The 22,464-nt window shown below is 44.2% G+C and carries 19 protein-coding genes; 13 read left to right on the top strand and 6 right to left on the bottom strand.

From position 1 onward, the window contains the following. Positions 1-75: 75 nt before the first annotated feature. Both SJY39_RS24665 and SJY39_RS24660 read right to left on the bottom strand, forming a co-directional pair. Positions 76-870 (bottom strand): tRNA-(ms[2]io[6]A)-hydroxylase, encoded by a 795-nt coding sequence (locus SJY39_RS24665; protein WP_016788954.1) that lies wholly within the window; start codon positions 868-870, stop codon positions 76-78. A gap of 103 nt (positions 871-973) precedes the next feature. Next, on the bottom strand, positions 974-1,738 hold the full coding sequence (locus SJY39_RS24660) for a hypothetical protein (RefSeq protein WP_010439937.1): 765 nt from the start codon (positions 1,736-1,738) through the stop codon (positions 974-976). 322 nt (positions 1,739-2,060) lie between these two features. On the opposite strand from SJY39_RS24660, the gene cysB reads away from it, so the two are divergent. Together cysB and SJY39_RS24650 are read left to right on the top strand one after the other, a co-directional pair. Further along, entirely contained in the window at positions 2,061-3,035 is a 975-nt protein-coding gene (cysB, locus tag SJY39_RS24655) for an HTH-type transcriptional regulator CysB (RefSeq protein WP_010439939.1), read from the top strand. A gap of 214 nt (positions 3,036-3,249) precedes the next feature. Then, positions 3,250-4,452: a methyltransferase gene (locus SJY39_RS24650; RefSeq protein ID WP_016793337.1), complete on the top strand. Its 1,203-nt coding sequence runs from the start codon at positions 3,250-3,252 to the stop codon at positions 4,450-4,452. Between the two features lie 171 nt (positions 4,453-4,623). On the opposite strand, the gene ald is transcribed toward SJY39_RS24650, so the two are convergent. Then, complete coding sequence (ald, locus tag SJY39_RS24645) at positions 4,624-5,748, bottom strand: alanine dehydrogenase (RefSeq protein WP_010439944.1); 1,125 nt, start codon at positions 5,746-5,748, stop codon at positions 4,624-4,626. 156 nt (positions 5,749-5,904) lie between these two features. On the opposite strand from ald, the gene lrp reads away from it, so the two are divergent. The 6 genes from lrp to SJY39_RS24615 all read left to right on the top strand — a co-directional run bounded on the left by lrp (position 5,905) and on the right by SJY39_RS24615 (position 14,000). Then, on the top strand, positions 5,905-6,399 hold the full coding sequence (gene lrp / locus SJY39_RS24640) for a leucine-responsive transcriptional regulator Lrp (RefSeq protein ID WP_004734558.1): 495 nt from the start codon (positions 5,905-5,907) through the stop codon (positions 6,397-6,399). Between the two features lie 163 nt (positions 6,400-6,562). Continuing rightward, positions 6,563-9,688, top strand: coding sequence for a DNA translocase FtsK (locus SJY39_RS24635; RefSeq protein ID WP_016784639.1), 3,126 nt, complete (start codon positions 6,563-6,565; stop codon positions 9,686-9,688). A 368-nt stretch (positions 9,689-10,056) separates the two neighbouring features. Further along, positions 10,057-10,653: an outer membrane lipoprotein chaperone LolA gene (lolA, locus tag SJY39_RS24630; protein ID WP_016768556.1), complete on the top strand. Its 597-nt coding sequence runs from the start codon at positions 10,057-10,059 to the stop codon at positions 10,651-10,653. A gap of 63 nt (positions 10,654-10,716) precedes the next feature. After that, positions 10,717-12,072, top strand: a complete 1,356-nt coding sequence (locus SJY39_RS24625; RefSeq protein ID WP_016793338.1) for a replication-associated recombination protein A — start codon at positions 10,717-10,719, stop codon at positions 12,070-12,072. Positions 12,073-12,214: 142 nt separating this feature from the next. Further along, positions 12,215-13,522 carry a serine--tRNA ligase gene (gene serS / locus SJY39_RS24620; RefSeq protein WP_010439959.1) on the top strand — a complete coding sequence of 436 codons (1,308 nt, stop codon included), beginning with the start codon at positions 12,215-12,217 and terminating at the stop codon, positions 13,520-13,522. Between the two features lie 211 nt (positions 13,523-13,733). Further along, positions 13,734-14,000 (top strand): DksA/TraR family C4-type zinc finger protein, encoded by a 267-nt coding sequence (locus SJY39_RS24615; protein ID WP_010439962.1) that lies wholly within the window; start codon positions 13,734-13,736, stop codon positions 13,998-14,000. 104 nt (positions 14,001-14,104) lie between these two features. On the opposite strand, the gene bioA is transcribed toward SJY39_RS24615, so the two are convergent. Next, positions 14,105-15,382 carry an adenosylmethionine--8-amino-7-oxononanoate transaminase gene (gene bioA, locus SJY39_RS24610; RefSeq protein ID WP_010439964.1) on the bottom strand — a complete coding sequence of 426 codons (1,278 nt, stop codon included), beginning with the start codon at positions 15,380-15,382 and terminating at the stop codon, positions 14,105-14,107. Between the two features lie 156 nt (positions 15,383-15,538). Here bioA and bioB point away from each other — a divergent pair, with 156 nt between their 5' ends. From bioB to bioD, 4 genes are read left to right on the top strand one after another with little or no spacing between them, the layout of a single operon-like run. Continuing rightward, positions 15,539-16,591, top strand: a complete 1,053-nt coding sequence (bioB, locus tag SJY39_RS24605; protein ID WP_010439965.1) for a biotin synthase BioB — start codon at positions 15,539-15,541, stop codon at positions 16,589-16,591. After that, positions 16,578-17,777 (top strand): 8-amino-7-oxononanoate synthase, encoded by a 1,200-nt coding sequence (gene bioF, locus SJY39_RS24600; RefSeq protein ID WP_016784634.1) that lies wholly within the window; start codon positions 16,578-16,580, stop codon positions 17,775-17,777. Before bioB ends, bioF begins: the two co-directional genes overlap by 14 nt. Then, positions 17,778-18,581, top strand: a complete 804-nt coding sequence (gene bioC / locus SJY39_RS24595) for a malonyl-ACP O-methyltransferase BioC (protein ID WP_010439970.1) — start codon at positions 17,778-17,780, stop codon at positions 18,579-18,581. Further along, positions 18,578-19,261, top strand: a complete 684-nt coding sequence (bioD, locus tag SJY39_RS24590; RefSeq protein WP_010439972.1) for a dethiobiotin synthase — start codon at positions 18,578-18,580, stop codon at positions 19,259-19,261. Before bioC ends, bioD begins: the two co-directional genes overlap by 4 nt. A gap of 114 nt (positions 19,262-19,375) precedes the next feature. On the opposite strand, the gene SJY39_RS24585 is transcribed toward bioD, so the two are convergent. Beyond that, entirely contained in the window at positions 19,376-19,564 is a 189-nt protein-coding gene (locus SJY39_RS24585; protein WP_133126295.1) for a hypothetical protein, read from the bottom strand. Between the two features lie 256 nt (positions 19,565-19,820). Between SJY39_RS24585 and htpX the strand changes: the two genes are divergently transcribed. Beyond that, on the top strand, positions 19,821-20,684 hold the full coding sequence (gene htpX / locus SJY39_RS24580) for a protease HtpX (RefSeq protein WP_029203061.1): 864 nt from the start codon (positions 19,821-19,823) through the stop codon (positions 20,682-20,684). A gap of 268 nt (positions 20,685-20,952) precedes the next feature. Here the strand turns inward: htpX and purB are convergent, their stop codons facing one another. Further along, positions 20,953-22,323, bottom strand: a complete 1,371-nt coding sequence (gene purB, locus SJY39_RS24575; protein ID WP_016768562.1) for an adenylosuccinate lyase — start codon at positions 22,321-22,323, stop codon at positions 20,953-20,955. Positions 22,324-22,464 lie beyond the last annotated feature (141 nt).

The following is a 22,464-nucleotide window of genomic DNA, read 5'->3' as shown; positions in this document are numbered from 1 at the left end:
AGAAGGCCAGCAAATTGCTGGCCTTCTTGTTTGTTTTTGAGAAACAGAATTTGTTTGGGCTAGATTGGCTTACTTTTAAACCGGAGCGCCACTATGGAATTTGAAATCACTGTCTTCTGAAGTAATAAGGTCAGCTTCCACTTGAGCGAAGTGGGCAATACGCTCTGAAATATCTTTCCCTGCGATCTGTTCTGCTAGCTCAAGGTAGTCTTGGTAGTGGCGAGCTTCTGAACGAAGTAGAGACACATAAAATTTTTCCATGTCTTCTTCTAAGAAAGGAGCTAACTTAGCGAAGCGTTCACATGAACGAGCCTCAATAAACGCACCGATGATCAGCTTATCAACCAGAGCATCTGGCTCGTAAGTTTTAACTTGCTTGATCAAACCTTTCGCATAACGACCTGCTTCAATCGGTTGATAAGTAACGCCTTTCTTTTCCATCAATTCCATCACTTGATAGAAGTGATGCAGTTCTTCTTTAATCAACAGCACCATTTTGTCGATCAGGTCAGCACCGTAGTTACACCCTTCTTTCGCTGTGATTTGTTTGGATACGTTGCTCTTACCACGAAGTGACTCTAGGTCTCCAATACGGCGGTAAGCAAACTGCTCGTATGGCAAGATCCATTCATTCAGTTGCTTGGCACTCTCTTTATCAACCGCGTACTTGCGGATAAGGAACAGAGCGCTTTGAGCCGCTTTAAGCTCACAAAGCATGTGATCGCGTAGAATGATGTGCAGATTTTCTGGCTTTTTGGCTTCATCGATCCATGAATCTGGCGTTTCAGCTTTAAGAAAGGAGTTAATTGGAGCTAATAGTTCTTGATACATGGTAGGGGCAAGTTTGTTGATAATGCGAGATTTTATCACAGCTCACTAGAACTCCCTATACAGAGAAAGGAAATTCATTTGGTACAAAAAAGACCGCCTATTTAAGTAAATATGGCGGCCTTTTCTTGTTTGGGTTAGACGATTACCATTTCTTCTTCTGACCAAATAGAGCATCCATATCGTCGTCACGCTCTTTAGATTCCATTTGTTGTAAATCTTGTGCGTTTTTGTCTTGGCGTTTCTGGTCAAGATCGTTAAGCATCTGTTGAAGCTTTTCTTTTGCTTGATTCGAGTATGAATCGTTTTTCGTTGCTAGTGCATCAATGCCTTTTCGCAGTAACTGAATGGCCGTACCCGGCTGTCCGCGAGATATTGAGTCATTTGCACGCTTGATAACGTTCTCGATATTGATGCGGATCTGAATGGTTTCTAAGCGAGCGTTTTCTACGACATAAGCTTGCGTTTCAAAACGGCCTTTATTGTGTTCGTTGCGCACTGTATCACGTAGGCGTTTAACAAGCTTCAGCATCATTATCGCTTGCTTATCACTACTTGGTACTCGGAAAGCTGTGCTTTCGCCACCTTGGTAGTTTTCCTTAAGCTGAGTGATTTGTTGTTTTACGCTTTCGATTCGTTGAGCAAGTTGCTTATTTTTAGGGTCGAGTTGATACATGTTTTCTAATGCATCAAGAATTCGATTGTTTAAGCATACAAGAAGATCTTGGCTAAAAGGCATGTGATGAGCGTTGCCAATCAATTCTTCTGTTCCATCAATAATGGTTAGATAACGAGAAGCTTCCTGTTTCTTCGCTGTCTCTACCTTAACTTTGTATTGAAGCATGATGTTGTAGCCTAAAACCAACACCAAAAGAACGGCTACTAAGGTGATTATTAAACCAATATTCATATATTTGTGTCTGCTTGTTATTTTCTATAGCTAACTGGAGAGGATACACGATTCCATTGTGTATCGGCACTCGTAAATTGCAATTTCTGATTATCTCTTGTTGAGCGAAATCGGCAATCAAAACTTACCTACTAATGTATGAGAATGAGGAGTGGGTTGCAAAGCGTTAGTGATATTTATGTTTGTTAGTGTCTAAAAGCTCAATTTTTCTGTCATTTTTGTGCTTGAAGCGTTATAACTATTAATTATATTACACAAGACTATAACGCTCTCTTTGCAAATAAGTTAGCACAGAAATGAGTAAAGGATTACGAGGTTAGATATGAAGTTACAGCAACTGAAGTACATTGTTGAGGTTGTTAACCATAACCTAAATGTTTCTGCAACGGCAGAGAGTTTATACACATCTCAACCTGGTATCAGTAAGCAAGTTCGATTGCTAGAAGATGAACTAGGTATTCAGATTTTTGAGCGTAGCGGTAAGCATTTAACGCAGGTAACTCAAGCTGGCGAAGATATCATTCGCATCTCACAAGAGATCTTGGCTCGTGTTGAGAGTATTAAAGCAGTAGCGGGTGAGCATACTCATCCTGAGATGGGCACATTGAACATTTCGACTACGCATACTCAAGCTCGCTATGCACTCCCTGATGTGATCAAGGGCTTTACCGCGCGCTATCCAAAAGTGTCACTTCACATGCACCAAGGCACGCCTAGCCAAATGTCAGAAGCTGTCGCTAAGGGGACGGCGAATTTTGCTATCGCAACGGAGGCCCTTCACCTCTATCAAGATGCGATTATGCTGCCTTGTTATCACTGGAATCGTTCAATCGTCGTGACTAAAGACCATCCTCTGGCACAAAAGCGAAATATTACGATAGAAGATCTTGCGGCCTACTCTCTAGTGACTTACGTATTTGGTTTTACGGGGCGTTCTGAGTTAGATACCGCTTTCAATAAAGTCGGTTTAACACCTCGCGTTGTGTTTACAGCAACTGATGCCGACGTTATTAAAACTTATGTACGTATGGGGATCGGTGTCGGTGTCATTGCAAGTATGGCCATCGACCAAGAACAAGATACTGACCTGGTCGCTATTGATGCTAGTCATTTGTTTGGTGCAAGCACCACAAGCATTGGCTTTAGAAAAGGCACTTTTCTGCGTTCGTACATGTTTGATTTCATGGAGCGTTTCGCCCCGCATTTAACTCGACCTGTTGTTGAACAAGCTATCTCTTTAAAATCGAATGATGAGATCGAAGAGATGTTTAAGGATATCGATCTGCCGGTGAGATAGTGATTAGAACATTACAAGACTAGAAGCTCGGAAGCATTTCTAAATTTTAAATCGGTCTGTTATCAGGCCGATTTTTGTTTTAATTATGTGTCATCCCCAAACGTTCGCATCTCGATAACTTTTCTTTACACTGACTCTCTTTGCGCCGCATCTCATATAGTGCCTTTCTATTTCGGCCTCTACCCCCTACAATCCACCCATCATAGGGGGAAGCATGCATTCACGATTTAAAATACTCGACTCATTTTTGTTAGAGCACCAAATTTATTGGCGTTCAGAGCCCTTCCATCTATGTCGAACTCAGCAAACACCATGGCGCAATGTGAATCGTCCTCTTGTTGATTGGTTAGAAGGCTTGAGTATTCAGCGCATTCAAACGTTGAAAGAGCAGCCTCAGCTATTGGCCGATGAATTGATTTTTTTCCTCCCTCAATTATATGCCGTTAACCAAAATATCCAGTTTGGTAGAGCGACACTTGCCGGGTTAAAGCTTGCTCGCGGTACTGGAGATGGTATTCCTGGAAGAAAGTTGCAACAAATTGTTTCGATGGGAGAAGCTGTGCTTGAGAACCATTATGGAAAAGAGTGGTTGGAATGGTGTTCTGGTAAAGGTTTTCTTGGGCGAATCTTGTCTCAACAATCGAAACAAAAAGTCACCAGTTTTGAATGGCAACAATCTTTGTGTGAGACCGGGCAAGCTATTGCTGACGCTCAGCAACTAGATATGACCTTTGTTCAGGGGGATGCATTTACAGAAGACGCAGAAGAAGTGTTTAATATAGACCAACATGCTGTTGCACTTCACGCGTGTGGTGATCTCCACGTTGAGTTAGTCAAAAAATCTGTTTTTCATGGATTGCCAGCCGTGACTATTTCACCTTGCTGTTACCATCTGATTAGAGAAGATGTTTATCAAGCGATGTCTTGTGTTGCGAGAAGCTCTGCTTTGACCTTAAGCAAGAGCGATTTAAGAATCCCACTTCAAGAAACGGTGACGGGTGGTGAGAGAGTAAAGAGGCATCGTCAGCTGGAGATGAGCTATCGACTAGGTTTTTGCCAATTGCTTAAAGCTGAACTCGGTATCGACGAATACATCCCCATACCAAGTATCAAAAAATCAGAGTTATCTGAAGGCTTTGAGTCATTTTGTGGTTGGGCGTCTGAAGTGAAAGGCATGTCACTCGGTGCAGGTATCAACTTTGGTTTATATTTAGAGCAAGGTGAAGCGCTTTTTTGGGAAATGGAAAAGCTGAGTTTAGTTCAACAAGTTTTCAGACGACCATTAGAGATATGGTTGGCCTTAGATCGAGCCATCTATCTACAAGAACAAGGCTATGAAGCTTCGATTGAAGAGTTTTGTGAACGCAGTATTACACCAAGAAACCTATTGATTCATGGAGTTAAGCTCGATCGCTAACTGTATGCGGTACTGTTACGTGTTTTTACGATTGTAATTCATTAATGCAAATAAAATCATAAATAAAAAAGCCAGTGCGACATCATGTCGTACTGGCTTTTTGTTTAATGTGTATGAGTTAACTGAACGCTTCAACGAGAAGATTATTGCGTTCAGTTAGCCATTACATCATTAGTTAAACATTGCGATTGCTTCAGCTGGGTCTACGTACTCTAGGTCAAAGCTTTCTGCGACTTCTTTACAAGTTACTTTACCGTGGATTACGTTTAGACCTTCTAGGAAGCCTTCATCAGATAGAAGTGCTTCGCGGTAGCCTTTGTTCGCTAACTTAACAATGTAAGGAAGTGTTGCATTGTTTAGCGCGTAAGTAGAAGTACGAGCAACTGCACCTGGCATGTTAGCAACACAGTAGTGAACTACGTCATCAACAATGTAAGTCGGGTCTGCGTGAGTCGTCGCGTGTGAAGTTTCGAAACAACCGCCTTGGTCGATCGCAACGTCAACAACTGCAGAGCCAGGTTTCATTTTTGCGATGTGGTCTTTAGTTACCAATTTAGGTGCTGCTGCACCAGGAATTAGTACTGCACCAATCACTAGGTCTGCTGCTAGAACATGCTTCTCAATAGCGTCTTCTGTAGAATAAACCACTTTTGCACGACCTTGGAATTCTTCATCTAGGCGACGAAGCGTATCCACGTTGCGGTCAAGAATGGTTACATCAGCGCGAAGGCCAACAGCCATACGTGCAGCGTTAGCACCTACAACACCACCGCCAACAACAACAACTTTTGCTGGTTCTACACCAGGAACGCCGCCAAGAAGAAGACCACAACCACCGTTAGACTTCTCTAACGTTTGTGCACCAGCTTGAATAGACATGCGACCAGCGACTTCAGACATTGGTGCTAATAGTGGCAAGCGACCCATATTATCTGTTACAGTCTCGTAGGCTACACAGACAGCTTTGCTCTTGATAAGCTCTTCAGTTTGTGGAAAATCTGGTGCAAGGTGTAAATAAGTAAATAATATTTGCCCTTCGCGAAGCATAGCTCGCTCGACAGCTTGGGGTTCTTTAACCTTTACAATCATCTCTGCTTTCGCGAAAACGTCAGCAGCAGTAGGAAGAATGGATGCGCCTACAGCGATGTAATCATCGTCTGAAAAACCGATACCATTACCGGCATTGGTTTCTACAAAAACTTGGTGGCTGTGTGAGATTAGTTCTCTCACGCTAGCTGGGGTCATACCAACGCGGTATTCGTGGTTCTTGATTTCCTTCGGTACGCCAATGATCATCCTGACTCCTCAATATAATTTGGTTGTTTTATCTATGCGTAGGGTAATTCTGTCGAATTAATATCTAGTATAGATATGTTTAAATAAAATTTGATACTGAATATTAAAAAGTTGTAGTATATTTTTTTGCAAGGAAGTAATAAGGTGGAATAAAAAATGGCAGACAATTATAAGAAGCCGTCCAAGGAACTAGATCGTATTGACCGCAACATTCTTAATGAGTTGCAAAAAGACGGTCGTATCTCAAACGTTGAACTCTCAAAACGAGTAGGACTTTCTCCAACTCCATGTCTTGAACGTGTTCGTCGTTTAGAACGTCAAGGTTACATTACTGGGTATACAGCGTTGCTGAACCCACAGTACCTTGATGCTTCACTTTTAGTGTTTGTTGAAATTACGTTGAACCGTGGTGCTCCAGATGTGTTCGAACAATTCAACACCGCTGTTCAGAAACTAGATGACATCCAAGAGTGTCATTTAGTGTCGGGTGATTTTGACTATCTTCTAAAAACACGTGTATCGGATATGGGTGCTTACCGTAAGTTGCTCGGTGATACGTTACTGCGTCTACCAGGCGTAAACGACACTCGAACTTACGTTGTAATGGAAGAAGTGAAACAAACTAATCAACTTGTGATTAAAACTCGTTAATCACAATTGGTGAAATGAAAGAAAGCGGACATTTGTTCCGCTTTCTTGCTTTCTGGAATTGGGTTTTTCTGTTTGATATGGTTAAATCAACAGTAGTTTCATTGGAACGAGTGGCTCGAGCTGCTCGCGACATTTTCATCTCGTTCAATTATTAAGTTGGTTTATGTTCAAGCAGAGCAGTAATAAAGTAGAAACAATCATTAAAACGAGTGAAGAGCCTCAGTCTCCTCGTTTAAATGGTTCTCAACGTCTTAGAGAGTGCAGCCTGATTCTGGGCGTTCTCTTCTCTATTCTACTTGCCGTTGCGTTATTAACTTTCAGCCCAGCTGACCCATCATGGTCGCAAACTGCATGGGGTGGTGACATTCAAAATGCCGGTGGCTATGTAGGTGCATGGTTGGCTGATACACTTTTCTTTGTGTTTGGTTCTCTGGCTTACCCATTACCTATATTGGTGACGGTGACTGCGTGGGTACTGTTCCGTAAGCGCAATGAAGACGAACAGATTGATTTTATGCTGTGGGGTACTCGCTTACTTGGCCTTACGGTTCTTATTCTTACGAGTTGTGGCCTAGCGGATATCAACTTTGACGATATTTGGTACTTTTCGTCAGGTGGCGTAGTGGGTGACGTATTGTCGAGTCTTGCGCTTCCAACGTTAAACGTTCTTGGCAGTACATTGGTTCTGCTTTTCTTATGGGGAGCTGGCTTTACTCTGCTAACGGGGATTTCTTGGTTAAGCATTGTTGAATGGTTGGGTGAAGGTGCAATTAAATTCTTTACGTCTGCTGTAAACAAAGTTCGTGGACAAGATCAAGAGTTGCTCGAACCTGAACTGAAAGAATCTGCCGACCGAGAACGATTGGAAGATCGTCATAAGCAGCCAAATTATCGAGATTTACCCGCTATAGAAGACAATGCTGAAGAACAGAGTAAAGAAGCAGAACAAGACTCCCTTGATCCAACCATGAGCTTCTCTGCAACGGCTGAATCTTCAGGAGCGGCGAGCAATACCATTGATAATGCTGTGCCACAGAAGCGCCAGTACAATATTCACATGCCTTTAGAGGCAGTGAAGAAGCAAGACGATTCTACCCATGAGCAAGCATCCATTCAAAACGAAAGTGCTACAGCACAACCGATCTCTGTAGCTCCTGTTTACCAAGCGCCAGAGGAGACTTTAGAAGAAGGTGTTGAGCGTTCTAAGCAGTTGAATGCAACGATAGAGCAGCTAGAAAATGCGGCTATGTATGAAGATGACCTCGCAGAACAGGATCAGGTTGACGCGCATGAATCTCAGATCGCGTATCAGCAATACATGCAGGAAGAGCAACCAGCAGTTCATCCTACTGAAACGGTTGTTGACAGTGTAGAACCAGTAATGGATAGCTCACCAGAAGTAAATAACGAGTTCGATGCGGAAGATGTTCAACCAGAATCTCTATACGCTTCGCCAATGGGTGAAATAGAAGAAACACCACAAGAATTCTCAGCGCCTTTCGAGACAACGGAAGAGCAAAGCTTTGAACCTAATTCAGAGCTAGACGCTGAACCTATTGATAATGATGAAGGGCCACTTGCTCCGTCATCTTATGAACAAGAGCTGACGCAAACGACTGAGCAGAACCAAGCACCAGTTGTTGATCTTCCTTGGGAAGAGGTAACAGAAGAAGAACCTGTACATCAAGACCAAGATGTCGCGGCATTCCAAAACCTTGTTTCTGAAGCCCAAGCGAATATCGCGGCGACACAAAACCCGTTTTTAGTTCAACAAGATGTTAACTTGCCGAAACCTGCAGAGCCATTGCCGACGCTTGAATTACTGTTCCACCCTGAAAAGCGTGAAACCTTTATTGATCGTGATGCGCTAGAAGCCATTGCTCGTCTTGTTGAGTCTAAACTGGCCGATTACAAGATTAAAGCCGAAGTCGTTGATATTTTCCCTGGCCCAGTGATCACCCGATTTGAGCTCGACCTTGCCCCTGGTGTAAAAGTGAGCCGTATCTCTGGCCTATCTATGGACTTAGCGCGTTCATTGTCTGCTTTGGCAGTGCGTGTCGTAGAGGTAATCCCGGGTAAACCTTATGTTGGCTTAGAACTGCCAAACATGAGTCGTCAAACGGTATTCTTCTCTGATGTGGTTGCGAGCCCTCAGTTCCAAGAAGCAAAATCACCAACGACAGTCGTTCTAGGACAAGACATCGCAGGTGAAGCGGTTATTGCTGATCTGTCTAAGATGCCACATGTTCTGGTTGCAGGTACAACCGGCTCTGGTAAATCGGTAGGTGTGAACGTGATGATCTTGAGTATGCTATACAAAGCATCACCTGAAGATGTTCGTTTCATTATGATTGACCCGAAAATGCTTGAACTATCGGTTTACGAAGGTATCCCTCATCTGTTGTCTGAAGTGGTAACCGACATGAAAGATGCGTCTAATGCCCTTCGTTGGTGTGTAGGCGAAATGGAACGTCGTTATAAACTGATGTCAGCACTTGGTGTTCGTAACATTAAAGGCTACAACGACAAATTGAAGATGGCCGCGGAAGCGGGTCATCCAATCCATGACCCACTGTGGAAACCGGGTGACAGCATGGATCCTGAAGCGCCATTGCTAGAGAAGTTGCCTTACATTGTGGTTATCGTCGATGAATTTGCCGACCTAATTATGGTCGTTGGTAAGAAAGTTGAAGAACTTATTGCTCGTTTGGCGCAGAAGGCACGTGCGGCTGGCGTCCACTTGATCTTAGCGACTCAACGTCCATCAGTGGATGTTATTACCGGTCTTATCAAAGCTAACATCCCAACGCGTGTGGCCTTTACGGTATCAACCAAAACGGATTCAAGAACTATCCTTGATCAAGGTGGTGCCGAGTCACTATTGGGTATGGGTGATATGCTGTACTTGCCTCCGGGTTCTAGTCATACAACTCGTGTACACGGTGCCTTTGCATCTGATGATGATGTACATGCAGTCGTGAATAACTGGAAAGCACGCGGTAAGCCAAACTATATTGATGAGATCACTAACGGTGAACAGACGCCTGAAACTTTGCTGCCAGGTGAGAAAATGGAAGGCGATGAAGAAGTCGACCCTTTGTTTGACCAAGTTGTTGAACATGTGGTCCATTCGCGTCGTGGTTCAGTTTCTGGTGTCCAACGTCGATTTAAGATTGGCTACAACCGTGCAGCAAGAATTGTCGAGCAACTTGAAGCTCAAGGTATCGTCAGTGCTCCTGGACATAACGGTAACAGAGAAGTCTTGGCACCAGCTCCACCAAAAGATTAGTTCTACTAGGGCGTGTAGATCTTTCGAGCTGTTTTTTGCAGCGAGTTGCTGGGTATTTATACAAGGCAGAGGCTTTGATGTGTAGCTAGCCTACATGAGAAGGCGATAACGTAGTAGAAATGACCAGCAAACGCTGCCCGAAGGGTTCGAGCTGGGCGCCCCCGCAAAAAGCGTTTTACTCTTTGTTGAGGGAGATTTGCTTAGAATGACTAGGCTACTTCCCCCTCGCCGCGATTAAAACGCTTTTGACTAGGCGTCCCCATCCGAACAAAGTTCAACCACGAAAGGTCAACACGCCCTATGAACTTATACCCATTAAGTCGGTCAAATCGAAAATATGACCGACGTATGTTCTAACAGGATTATTGATGAAAAAAGTATTCGCACTTCTATTTATGAGTTTCTCAGTGTTGGCTTCTCCGAAAGAAGAGCTGAGTAGTCGCTTAGCATTGAACGCAGGTTTTAGCGCTGACTTTAAACAAGTCGTGACGAGCCCTGATGGTGATGTCGTTATGGAAGGTGAGGGCACGGTAGAGATTGCACGCCCAAGCTTATTCCGTTGGGAAACCACTTTCCCTGATGAAAACCTACTGGTATCTGACGGTCAAAGCTTGTGGTATTACAGCCCATTCATTGAGCAAGTGAGTATTTACTGGCAAGAACAAGCAACATCGCAAACACCTTTTGTGCTGCTGACACGTAACCAAGAAAACGATTGGGATAACTACAACGTAGCGCAGTCGGGTAATCAATTTACACTAACACCAACGGCAGTCGACTCGAATCAGGGTGACTTCCAGATTAATATCAACGAAAAAGGCATTGTTCAGGGCTTTAATGTGATTGAACAAGATGGTCAGAAAGGTGAGTTTACCTTTAGCAACGTCGACTTAGGTAAACCTGCAGCAGACCGCTTTACTTTTGTGGCGCCGGAAGGTGTCGAGGTCGACGACCAAAGAAACTGATCTAGACAGCAGATCGTTTGGTAGCGCGTCGATAGGCATTGGTGCCATCAATGAATCAAGAGATTGCAATTGAGTAATTACAGCTTAGATTTTGCAGGGGACGAAGATTTTCGTCCCCTTGCTGCTCGTATGAGGCCTGAAACTGTCGAACAGTACATAGGTCAGCAGCATATATTAGGTCCAGGTAAACCACTTCGCAGGGCATTGGAAGCGGGCCATATCCACTCGATGGTTTTGTGGGGGCCTCCTGGCACCGGTAAAACCACGTTAGCGGAAGTAGCAGCAAACTATGCTAACGCAGAGGTTGAACGCGTATCGGCAGTAACCTCGGGTGTAAAAGACATTCGTATCGCCATTGAAAAAGCGCGTGAGAACAAGCAAGCAGGACGCAGAACTATCCTGTTCGTGGACGAAGTCCATCGCTTTAATAAAAGCCAGCAAGATGCCTTTCTGCCGCATATTGAAGATGGCACTGTAACCTTTATTGGCGCGACGACTGAAAACCCATCTTTTGAATTGAACAACGCTTTGTTGTCGCGTGCGCGTGTTTACAAACTGACTTCTCTGAATACAGATGATATCTCCCTTGTCATTCGCCAAGCTATCGAAGATAAACAGCGTGGGTTAGGTGATATGTCGGCCAATTTTGCTGATAATGTATTAGATCGCCTTGCTGAACTGGTCAACGGTGATGCACGCATGTCGCTCAACTATCTTGAGCTTTTATATGACATGGCAGAAGACAACGATAAAGGCGAGAAAGCGATAACGTTGCAGTTGTTAGCTGAAGTGGCTGGCGAGAAGGTTGCTCGTTTCGATAACAAGGGTGATATTTGGTACGACTTGATCTCCGCTTTTCATAAATCGATTCGTGGTTCAAACCCTGACGCGGCTTTGTATTGGTCAGCAAGAATGATTGCAGCGGGTTGTGACCCTTTGTATATCGTAAGGCGTTTGCTGGCGATTGCTTCTGAAGATATTGGCAATGCTGATCCAAGAGCAATGCAGGTCGCAATGTCGGCTTGGGATTGTTTCACTCGCATTGGCCCAGCAGAAGGGGAACGTGCTATTGCGCAGGCGGTAGTTTATCTTGCGTGTGCACCAAAGAGTAACGCTGTTTACACTGCTTGGAAGCAAGCTCTAGCAGATGCTCACAACCTTCCTGAATATGAAGTCCCTCATCATTTGCGAAATGCACCTACAACTTTGATGAAGGACATGGGCTATGGGCAAGAATACCGTTATGCTCATGACGAACCAGGAGCCTACGCGGCTGGTGAAAAGTATCTGCCTCCTGAAATGGGAGAGAAGCAATACTATTTCCCAACAAAACGAGGCTTAGAGACAAAAATTGGCGAGAAGCTAGATTATCTGGCGGATTTGGACGCAAAAAGCCCACAAAAACGCTATGAAAAGTAGTCTTTTTTGGATATCGTTACCTAGTCATAAAAATTCAATTAAATCGTTATAAATTGGTTGAAATAGCACCAGTTTTAGGGGTTTAGCAGTGATTCAGTAGCAATCTACTGAATATTCAAATAACTAAAGCATAGGATTAGCAATGCTGGATTCTAAATTACTTCGAGCTGAGCTGGATGAAACAGCGGCAAAATTAGCACGTCGAGGCTTCACCCTTGATGTAGAGACAATTCGTGAACTTGAAGAAAAACGTAAGTCCCTTCAGATGAAAACTGAAGAGCTACAAGCGTTACGTAACTCTCGATCGAAGTCCATTGGTCAAGCGAAAGCAAAAGGCGACCATGAAGAAGCTGAGCGTATCCTTGCAGAAGTAGGCAACTTAGGCGCAGAACTAGACCAAGCTAAAGTAGCATTGGCTGATCTTCAATCTGAGCTAGAAACGATCACAATGTCTATTCCTAACCTACCTGATGCAGAAGTGCCAGATGGTAAAGATGAAGATGACAACGTAGAAGTTTCTCGTTGGGGTCAACCTAAGACTTACGACTTCGAAGTGAAAGATCATGTAGATCTTGGCGAAATGTCTGGCGGTCTTGATTTTGCTAGCGCAGTAAAAATCTCGGGTTCTCGTTTCATCGTGATGAAAGGAAAATTCGCACGCCTACACCGTGCTATTGCTCAGTTCATGCTTGATCTTCACACTGATGAGCACGGCTACACAGAAATGTACGTACCGTACCTAGTGAACCACGATAGCCTTTACGGTACTGGTCAGCTTCCTAAGTTCGGCGAAGACTTGTTTCACACAAGCCCGCTAACTGAGCAAGTAAGTGACGTGCCTCTTAAGACTCTATCGCTTATCCCAACTGCGGAAGTACCGGTAACGAATATGGTTCGTGACACGATTACTGATGAAGCTGAACTGCCACTTAAGATGACAGCTCACACACCATGTTTCCGTTCAGAAGCAGGTTCTTACGGTCGCGACACTCGTGGTCTTATCCGTATGCACCAATTCGACAAAGTTGAATTAGTACAAATCACTAAGCCAGAAGACTCAATGGCAGCGCTTGAAGAACTAACAGGTCACGCTGAGAAAGTACTTCAACTTCTAGAGCTTCCTTACCGTAAAGTGATTCTATGTACGGGTGACATGGGCTTCGGTTCTGCGAAAACTTACGACTTAGAAGTATGGGTTCCAGCACAAGAGACTTACCGTGAGATTTCTTCTTGTTCAAACATGTGGGATTTCCAAGCGCGTCGTATGCAAGCTCGTTTCCGTCGTAAAGGCGAGAAAAAACCTGAACTTGTACACACACTAAACGGTTCTGGTCTTGCTGTGGGTCGTACTATGGTTGCTATTCTTGAGAATAACCAAGAAGCAGATGGCCGTATTGCTATCCCAGCAGTACTTCAGCCATACATGGGCGGCGTAACGCACATTGGTTAATCAGTAAAACTGTTATACGAAAACCCAGTCAATCGGCTGGGTTTTTTATTATCTGTTACACCGGAAAGCAGTGAGTCGAGGGTCAATTTCATTACTCATTTGTAATAGCGTTTCTCTAATTTAGGTTATTATTACACCACTAAAAAATGGTTATAATGCGCTCTTACCGCGGTAGGTACAAATTTTCTCATGCAAATACAGAGGAGGACTTATGGCCGTAGGATTGGCAGGTGACGATAGCGTCAGTCAGCAAATTCAAAATACCATTGATGATGAGTTCTCTCGTGTAAGAGGGAACATTCAAAGTGGGGAAAGCTTGCATTATTGTGACGAGTGCGGTGATGAGATATCAGAAAAGAGACGGCTAGCAATTAAAGGCGTGCGTTTCTGTATTGGATGCCAGTCCATGTTTGAACACGTTGCGTATCGTCACTCATTGTTCAATCGCAGAGCAAGTAAAGACAGCCAACTTCGTTAGAAGGCGGTCGTTCTCTATTGTCGATAATAATGAACCGGCCTCTCCTTAACTTCAATATTGCAGATAGCAAATGAACCAGTAAGGAGAGGTAATAGCTTTGTCTTCTATTTAAAGCAGTGGCGATCTTTTAATGCGCAATTAATAGCGGAAACAAGTTTCTCGATGTGCTCAGGCTTGCTAATAAACGGAGGCATCATATAAATCAACTTACCAAATGGACGAATCCAAACCCCTTGTTCAACAAAGTGAGCTTGGATGGTTTCCATATCGACAGGAGTGTGGGTTTCAACGACGCCAATAGCGCCCAACCAACGAACATCTTTGACAAGATTATGCTCTCGCAAAGGCGGTAGCAACTCAGAGAAAAGTTGCTCAATTTGTTGAGTCTGATTTTGCCAATCGCCTTGCTCTATGATGGACAAGCTTGCCGCACCTACCGCGCAAGCTAATGGGTTACCCATAAATGTTGGACCGTGCATAAAACAACCCGCTTCACCGCCACATACTGTGTCAGCAACTTCTTTACTCGCAAGCGTTGCTGAAAGGGTCATGTAGCCACCAGTTAGCGCCTTACCTACACATAAGATATCCGGTTGAATATCGGCATGTTCGCAAGCAAAAAGTTTCCCTGTACGGCCAAACCCGGTCGCAATCTCATCCAAGATCAGCAAGACGTTGAATTCATCACACAGCAAGCGAACCTGTCTCAGAAATTCAGGATGGTAGATACGCATACCGCCAGCACCTTGGACGATTGGCTCTAAGATCACGGCAGCAACTTCTTGGTGGTGTGCGGCTAGCTTTTCTCGAAAGCTGTTTATGTCGCTCGCATTCCATTGATCCCAAAAACCTGTTTTCGGAGAGTCTGCAAAAATGTGTTCAGGCAAAAAACCTTTGTAAAGGCTATGCATTGAGTTATCTGGGTCAGTGACTGACATCGCTGCAAAGGTATCGCCATGGTAGCCATCTCTTAGCGTGAGAAACTTTGAACGAGGTTGCCCTTTAGCGTGCCAATACTGCAGTGCCATTTTTAGGCTAACTTCCACGGCTACCGAGCCAGAGTCGGCCAAAAATACATGTTCAAGATTATTTGGCGCGAGATTCAAAAGCTTTTTACATAGATCGATAGCGGGTTGGTGGGTGATACCACCGAACATAACGTGTGAAACTTTATCGATTTGGCTGTGAGCGGCCGCATTTAATGCTGGGTGGTTATAGCCATGGATGGTTGACCACCAAGATGACATGCCATCAATAATGCGTTTTCCACCTTCTAATTCTAGGTAAACACCGTCTGCATTGGTGACTGGATAGCAGGTCAGAGGTGTTAACGTTGATGTGTAGGGATGCCAGATATGCTGGCGATCAAAGGCGAGATCCATAGTAACTCCCATTCTTTTTGGTTAAAAAGTAACCATATGTAAACTTTTTATATTATCAATGTGTTGACAGTCTAAAGCTTGTCGGTAGACTATCCAAGCATAAATACAATCTCTATTGATAGAGATGTAATATCAAATAATAAAAAGGATCGACACGTGGAAGTTCGTCATGACTGGACAGTTGCTGAAGTAAGAGCACTGCTTGAAAAACCGTTTATGGATTTAATGTTTGAAGCTCAAGTGGTTCATAGACAGTACCAAGAGCACAACCACGTGCAGGTGAGTACGCTTCTATCGATTAAAACCGGTGCTTGTCCTGAAGACTGTAAATACTGCCCTCAAAGTGCTCACTACCGAACGGATGTCGACAAAGAACGCTTAATGGAAGTCGAGCGTGTTTTGGATGCGGCGCAAAAAGCCAAAAACGCGGGTTCGACTCGTTTCTGTATGGGCGCGGCATGGAAAAATCCGAAAGAACGCGATATGCCTCACCTAACTGACATGATCAAAGGTGTGAAAGGCATGGGCCTAGAAACCTGTATGACGCTAGGTATGCTAACGCCCGATCAAGCTGGCGAGTTAGCGGATGCAGGTCTGGATTACTACAACCACAACCTTGATACTTCTCCGGAGTTCTACGGCAGCATCATTACTACTCGTACTTACCAAGATCGTTTAGATACATTATCTCACGTGCGTGATGCCGGTATGAAGATCTGTTCTGGTGGTATTATTGGTATGGGTGAAAGCACCAATGATCGTGCGGGTCTACTTGTAGAACTGGCTAACCTTCCAGTACACCCTGAGAGTGTGCCAATCAACATGCTCGTAAAAGTGAAAGGCACACCGATGGAAAACGTTGATGATGTTGAGTCTTTTGACTTCATTAAGCTTATTGCGATTGCTCGCATCATGATGCCAATGTCTGCGGTTCGTCTATCTGCAGGTCGTGAGAACATGAATGAACAGATGCAAGCGATGTGTTTCATGGCGGGTGCAAATTCTATCTTCTACGGCTGTAAGTTACTTACTACGCCAAACCCAGACGAAGACACGGATATGCAGTTGTTTAAGAAGTTGGGTATCAATAGCCAACAGGTGGCTCAAAAGCCTGACGAAATTCAAGAAAATGAACTGTTAGATCAAGTGGTGGAGCGCGTTGCTGCTCGTCCAACGAAAGATGACATGTTCTACGATGCCACTGTTTAAATCTCGCATCAAAAGTGCCCTTGCTCATCGTCGCGAGCAAGGGCTAACTCGTCAACTTAAGGTACTCGAAAACAGCAATAGCCCTTTGCTTAATAGTGAAGGTTCTAACTTCATTAATTTTTCGAGTAATGACTATTTAGGCTTGGCAAACGATCCTGAACTGGTCGATGCATGGCAAACCGGACTTTCCCAATATGGTGCCGGCAGTGCGGCATCGCCATTGGTCACAGGTTTTAGTCCTGCTCATCTAAATTTAGAGGCTCAGCTGTGTGAATGGCTTGGATTTGAACGAGCCATACTCTTTAGTTCTGGTTTCAGCGCTAATCAAGCTTTGTTGTTTTCTCTGCTCGAAAAAGACGACTCTCTGTTGCAAGACAAACTTAACCACGCCTCTTTAATGGAAGCGGGGATGCTTTCACCTGCAACCATGAAACGCTTTAAGCACAACGACACGCAGCATCTAGAGTCTCTACTAAGCCAATCTCCACAATCCTTGGTCGTGACTGAGGGCGTTTTCAGCATGGATGGCGATCAAGCGCCTCTCAGCCAGATCTTTAACCTGACTCATCAATACGACAGTTGGTTGGTGGTTGATGATGCCCACGGTATCGGCGTATTAGGTGATAAAGGGGCTGGGAGTTGCAGTGCAGCACAAATCTCACCGGATATTTTGGTGGTGACCTTTGGCAAAGCATTTGGCCTTTCTGGTGCTGCGATTCTTTGTTCGTTAGAAGTGGGTGATTACTTAACTCAGTTTGCTCGTCATCATGTGTACTCGACGGCGATGCCACCTTCACAAGCAGTGGCTTTGTCTCATGCGTGTCAGATGATTCAGACGCAAGAGTGGCGTCGAGAGAAGCTCATGAAGCTAGGTGCGATCTATGCGGAGGAGATGAGTGGCGTGAAAGGTTTTATAGATACTCAGACTCCGATTAAGCCGTTTGTAATCGGTGAAGCACAGGCGGCACTGTCTGTTGCTGAAGAATTAAAGCGTAAACAAGTTTGGGTAACGGCGATAAGGCCGCCAACCGTTCCGAAAGGGACAGCTCGTTTGCGTATTACCTTAACGGCGAATCACAGTGAGGATCAGATTCATCAGTTAACCAGGTCGTTGCATCAGGCAATTGACCGAAGCAGTGAATCGGGCATCGATCCAAGCTTAGAATCAAATAAAGAGGCTCAGTAAATGTCACAAGAAGCAGTAGTGAATAATTACGTAGGCCAAGACAAAAGTGCGATTGCCAAAGCCTTCGGAAACGCAGCAACAACCTATGACAAACACGCTGAGTTTCAGCGAGATGTCGGCCACCGACTACTGGATAAGTTACCGAGTGATCTATCAGGGTTAAAGGTGCTCGATTTAGGTTGTGGGACTGGTTATTTCTCAGAGCAACTTGTAAAACGAGGGGCCGAAGTAGTATGCGCTGATCTTTCTGTTGGAATGTTGGAAACAGCAGAAAAACGTTGTGGCGCATCTGTCTCTTTATACCAACAAGCCGATGCCGAACAATTACCGTTTGAAGATGGGTGTTTTGACATCGTTTTCTCTAGCCTTGCGTTGCAATGGTGTGACGACTTGTCGTCGCCTTTGAAAGAGATGAAGCGTGTCACTGCGGCTGGTGGGTCTGTGATTTTCTCAACTTTGCTTTATGGGTCACTGTTTGAGTTAGAAAAATCATGGTCTAAAATTGACACACATCAACACGTTAACCATTTTATTACAATCAATCAGGTAAAAATTGCGTTAGCGCAATCTAGCTGTACGGCTCATCAACTAGACTTGCCCACCATCACCGTTTGGTACGACACTGCGTTTGAACTGATGCGCGACCTTAAAGGTATCGGCGCTAATCACGTAAGTGGTCGCTCACAAGGTTTAACAAGTCGCCGCATGTTGCAGCTCGTTGAACGGGAATATCGAGAGTTTAAAAACCATCAAGGTTTCTTGCCAGCAACATATCAAGTTTGTTTAGGGGTTATTCAATTATGATTGATGCATTATTCATTGCAGGTACGGATACCGAAGTTGGAAAGACTGTGGTTTCAAAAGCGATTCTTCAAGCTTTAGCCGCGCAAGATTTATCAACAATTGGCTATAAGCCAGTTGCTGCCGGAAGCGAGCAATACCCAGAAGGGTTGCGTAATAGTGATGCATTGCACCTTCAAGAAGCGGCAACGCAAGATATTGCTTACGAAGACGTGAATCCATATGCGTTATTGCTACCGTCATCGCCTCACATCGCGGCAAAGCATGACGGTGTAGTGATTGATACAGCGATATTATCAGCGAAGCTTGAAGCGCATAAGCAAAATTCTGATATCGTTCTAGTTGAAGGTGCTGGTGGTTGGCGTGTTCCGGTTTCAGACGACGAATATCTGTCTAGCTGGGTTAAAAAAGAACAGCTTCCAGTGGTTTTGACTGTAGGTATTAAACTGGGTTGTTTGAGCCATGCTCTATTAACGGCAGAAGCGATTCGTGCTGACGGCCTAAATCTAGTAGGTTGGGTAGCGAACCGTATTAATCCAGGCACTGAACATTATGCTGATATTATTGCGATGCTTGAGGATAAGCTAGGTGCACCGAAGTTAGGTGAAATTCCTTACGTACCAAAAGCGAAGTCAAAGAACATTGGTAAGTACATTAATGTTCAACCACTACTTGATCTTTAAATCTCAAGTTATACGTCAAACAAGAAAAGGGCTGCGATTGCAGCCCTTTTTCTCTGTTAAGCCTTTGACCATTGGTTTATAAACAATTGGTCTGTTACATAAGCAAGCTTAGGATCAATGTTCTTTTGTTAGTCCCATTAGCGCTTGCTGTGTTTCTGTGATTTCTGCCTGAGCCGTTTGCGGTGTTAGAATTCCAATCTGCTTTTTCGCTTCTTCTTCAGTAATCCCTAGGTGACAGCACAGTAAATCGATAGCCATTTGAGTGTTAGTACCTTCAACCATGATCGTTCCCTTTTTGTACATGGACTAGCCAATAAATCATCTGAAGTCACTGTAAACGGATTGTTATATCGACACCATACGACTTAGGTCTAATAGACCATAATTAACGCGGCTACAATCTCGTAATCAAATGTTGCAATTTAATGCTTAACCTTGTTTTCTTAATCTAAGACTATATGTATAAGTAAGTATAAGTCTTCAAGGCTGGAATCAATTGCTGTCTGCCTTGCCTATAACAATAAGTTTTATAAAAATAGCTTTCATGCGGAGATAAGTAATGAAGCGAGTAATGTTGTTCCTTGCAACCAACCTTGCGGTTGTATTGGTACTAAGTGTTGTTCTTAATATTGTATATGCAGTTACAGGTATGCAACCAGGAAGCCTTTCAGGCTTGTTGTTAATGGCTGCAGTATTTGGTTTTGGCGGTTCATTCATTTCATTAATGATGTCAAAGAAAATGGCACTACGCTCAGTAGGCGGCATGGTCATTGAAAGCCCACGTAACGAAACAGAACATTGGTTGATGGAGACGTTAAGCCGTCAATCTCAACAAGTTGGTATTGGTATGCCAACAGTGGCGATCTACGACTCGCCAGACATCAATGCATTCGCGACGGGTGCTAAGCGTGATGATTCATTGGTCGCAGTATCAACAGGTCTTCTACACAACATGACGCGTGATGAAGCTGAAGCAGTATTAGCGCATGAAGTTAGCCACATTGCGAACGGAGACATGGTGACCATGACGTTAATGCAGGGTGTTGTGAACACGTTCGTTATCTTCTTATCTCGTTTCATCGCTAACATTGTTGCGTCGAATGACAACGAAGAAGAGGGCGGCAGCAACATGATGGTGTACTTCGGTGTGTCTATGGTGTTGGAATTGGTATTTGGTTTCTTAGCAAGCTTCATTACGATGTGGTACAGCCGTCATCGTGAATTCCATGCCGATGCAGGTGCAGCGAACCTAGTGGGTAAAGAGAAGATGATTGCCGCTCTGGAGCGTCTAAAGGTGAGCCACGAACCACAACTAGAAGGTTCTATGATGGCGTTTGGTATCAACGGTAAGAAGTCTCTTACTGAGCTACTAATGAGCCATCCACCGTTAGATAAGCGTATTGCGTCTTTACGCAACATGTAAGCTCCAACACAAACTGCTGTCGTTAAGCGGCAATATGTATTCTAAAGGCTTCCTTCGGGAGGCCTTTTTTGGTCTTGGCGTTTAAGGATGTTTGTTTAATGCGGCTTGCTGTATTTGAATGGGGTGGGCTAGTTGGGGAAGTCAGGTTTGATTTACGGCTGTTCTTTTACTTAGGACGCGAGCGATAGTTCAAGGTTCTTTGTTATACGCAACAAAAAGGCTTCCACATGGGAAGCCTTAGTCTATTCTGTGATTCGAAATTCGAACCTTACAGCTTGTCAGTTAGCTCGATTGCTTGACCGATGTAGTTCGCTGGAGTCATCTCTTTTAGGCGAACTTTCTCGTCTTCAGGGATCTCTAGACCATCGATGAATGCACGCATGCCTTCGCCATCTACACGCTTACCACGAGTTAGCTCTTTTAGCTTCTCGTATGGCTTCTCGATGCCGTAACGACGCATTACTGTTTGTACTGGTTCAGCCAATACTTCCCAGTTCTTGTCTAGTTCAGCAAGTAGCGCAGCACGGTTAACTTCAAGCTTGCTAATACCTTTCAGAGTCGAAGTGTATGCAATGATTGCGTAGCCAACACCCACACCTAGGTTACGAAGAACCGTAGAGTCAGTAAGGTCACGCTGCCAGCGAGAAACTGGAAGTTTTTGTGCAAGGTGGCTGAATACTGCGTTAGCTAGACCAAGGTTGCCTTCAGAGTTTTCGAAGTCAATTGGGTTAACTTTATGCGGCATAGTAGAAGAGCCGATTTCGCCAGCAATAGTCTTCTGCTTGAAGTGACCAAGAGCAATGTAGCCCCAAACGTCACGGTCGAAGTCAAGAAGGATCGTGTTGAAACGAGCAATTGCATCGAATAGCTCAGCGATGTAATCGTGAGGTTCGATTTGAGTTGTATACGGGTTCCAAGTTACGCCAAGAGATTCAGTGATGAACTCTTCGCTGAACTTGTGCCATTCAACTTCTGGGTATGCAGAAAGGTGTGCGTTGTAGTTACCTACAGCGCCGTTGATTTTCGCTAGGATCTCAACGTTTTCGATTTGCTTGAATTGACGTTCCATACGGTACGCAACGTTAGCCATCTCTTTACCCATAGTAGAAGGAGAAGCTGGCTGACCATGTGTACGAGACAATAGAGGAATATCACGGTACTCGTTCGCAAGTGCTTTGATAGCATCAATTACGTTACGGATTTCTGGAAGAATCACAGTGTCACGAGCTTCTTTAAGCATAAGTGCGTGAGATGTGTTGTTGATGTCTTCAGAAGTACATGCAAAGTGAATGAATTCATTTACTGCGTGAAGTTCAGGAACGCCAGCTACTTTCTCTTTCAAGAAGTATTCAACCGCTTTAACGTCGTGGTTTGTCGTGCGTTCGATCTCTTTGATACGCAGAGCGTCTTCTTCACTGAAGTTAGCTGCTAGTTCATCAAGAAACTGGTTAGCTTCTGCACTGAACGCTGGTACTTCTGCGATTGCATCAGTTTGTGCAAGCTTTTGTAACCAACGAATTTCAACGATAGAGCGGTATTTTAGTAGGCCAAATTCACTAAAGATGCTGCGTAGTGCAATAGTCTTACTTCCGTAACGGCCGTCTACTGGTGAAACAGCAGTCAATGCTGACAGTTCCATGGTGTTCTCCTGAATTGAGTTTTCTAAATTTTGAGAGGTTTATACCAGTAACAATCTCAATTGTCACGCACATTGCGCAAACGTTTGCGTGAGAGTTGTGTTGATACAAAAAACAAGCTCGCGACGAGGCGCGAGCTAATA

It is taken from the genome of Vibrio sp. R78045, from assembly GCF_042466085.1.
Lineage (GTDB): Bacteria > Pseudomonadota > Gammaproteobacteria > Enterobacterales > Vibrionaceae > Vibrio > Vibrio cyclitrophicus.
Note: the sequence above shows the minus strand (reverse complement) of the source record. Positions and strands in the feature narration are given on the sequence as shown.